At 64.8% G+C, this 1,747-nt stretch carries 2 protein-coding genes; both read left to right on the top strand.

Annotation, left to right across the window (positions count from 1 at the left end):
- Window positions 1-47 precede the first annotated feature (47 nt).
- A complete protein-coding gene (locus ENZ75_RS30910; RefSeq protein WP_063167642.1) occupies window positions 48-1,304 on the top strand; it encodes an aminopeptidase in 1,257 nt (418 codons plus the stop codon).
- Window positions 1,305-1,325: 21 nt separating this feature from the next.
- A complete protein-coding gene (locus tag ENZ75_RS30905) occupies window positions 1,326-1,679 on the top strand; it encodes a DUF488 domain-containing protein (RefSeq protein WP_063167641.1) in 354 nt (117 codons plus the stop codon).
- Window positions 1,680-1,747 lie beyond the last annotated feature (68 nt).

The raw sequence follows: 1,747 nt of genomic DNA, 5'->3' as shown, positions 1-1,747 counted from the left end.
CCGCCGCTCTATGGTAGGTCGGACATCAAACTACGACAGGCAGGATCATGACCACACATTCGCGCGGCGTTTCCGCATCAATCGACCCGGTGAAGCTCGACAGGCTGGCGGAAGTCGCCATCAAGGTCGGGCTGCAATTGCAGCCAGGGCAGGATCTGGTGCTGACGTCATCGATCGCGGCACTGCCGCTAACCAGGCGGATCGTCGAGCATGCCTACAAGGCCGGCGCCGGCCTGGTGACGCCGATCTTCAACGATGACGAGATGACGCTGGCGCGCTACCGCTTCGGCGCCGATGCGAGCTTCGACCGCGCCGCCGGCTGGCTCTATGAAGGCATGGCGAAGGCCTTCTCCAACAATGCGGCCAGGCTTGCGGTGCGCGGCGAGGATCCGTCGCTGCTCTCCGCACAGGATCCGGCGAAAGTGGCGCGCGCCAACAAGGCCAATTCGATGGCTTATCAGCCGGCGTTGGAAAAGATCACCGGCTTCGACATCAATTGGAACATCGTCGCCTATCCGGACCTCGCCTGGGCCAAACAGGTCTTCCCCGGCGATGCCGACGATGTTGCGGTCGTGAAACTCGCCGATGCCATCTTCGCCGCGTCGCGGGTCGATGTGGAGGATCCGATCGGCAACTGGAGGGCGCACAACGCGGCGCTGCGCAGCCGCACCGAATGGCTCAACGGCCATAATTTCCATGCGCTGCACTTCACCGGACCGGGCACCGACCTGACGGTTGGACTGGCGGACGGCCATGAATGGATGGGCGGCGCCTCGACCGCCAAGAACGGCATCACCTGCAACCCCAACATCCCGACCGAGGAGGTCTTCACCACGCCGCATGCGGGGCGAGTCGAAGGCCATGTCTCCTCGACCAAGCCGCTGTCCTACCAGGGCACGCTGATCGACGACATTTCGGTGCGTTTCGAAGAAGGCAGGATCGTCGAGGCCAAGGCATCGAAGGGCGAGGACGTGCTGAAGAAAGTGCTCGACACCGACGAGGGCGCGCGCCGTCTCGGCGAGGTGGCGCTGGTGCCGCATTCCTCGCCGATATCGGCCAGCGGCCTGTTGTTCTTCAACACGCTGTTCGACGAGAACGCCGCCTGCCACATCGCGCTCGGCCAATGCTATTCGAAGTGCTTCGTCGACGGCGCCTCGCTCAGCCAGGACGAGATCGCCGCGCGCGGCGGCAACAAGAGCTTCATCCACATCGACTGGATGATCGGCTCGGACAAGATCGACATCGATGGCGTCCACAAGGACGGCGCCCGCGTGCCTGTCATGCGCAAGGGCGAGTGGGCCTGAGGGTTCCAGCCAGGAGGTGTGATGGCCTTCAAGATCGCGGTCAAGCGTATCTACGAGCCGCCCGCTGCCGATGACGGGCAGCGGGTTCTGGTCGACCGCATCTGGCCGCGCGGCGTCAGCAAGCAAGACGCCGCGCTGACGCTGTGGTTGAAGGACATCGCGCCGAGCGACGAGTTGCGCAAATGGTTCGGACACGAGGCGGTGCGCTGGGCGGAGTTTCAGGAGCGGTATGGCGCTGAGCTGGATGGGAATGGCGCGGCGGTGACGCAGTTGCGAGGCCTGCTGGGTAACGGCAAGGTGACGCTGCTCTACGGCGCGCTTGACGAGGCGCACAACAATGCGGTGGCGCTGGCGGGGTATCTGCGCGGACGCTGAGATTTTATGGCGGTCGGCGGGACAGCGCCCCCCCTCTGGCCTGCCGGCCATCTCCCCCTCAGGTGGGG

This window comes from Mesorhizobium sp. M7A.F.Ca.CA.002.04.1.1 (assembly GCF_004022805.1).
GTDB lineage: Bacteria > Pseudomonadota > Alphaproteobacteria > Rhizobiales > Rhizobiaceae > Mesorhizobium > Mesorhizobium ciceri.
This window is presented reverse-complemented; position numbering and strand designations above follow the sequence as displayed.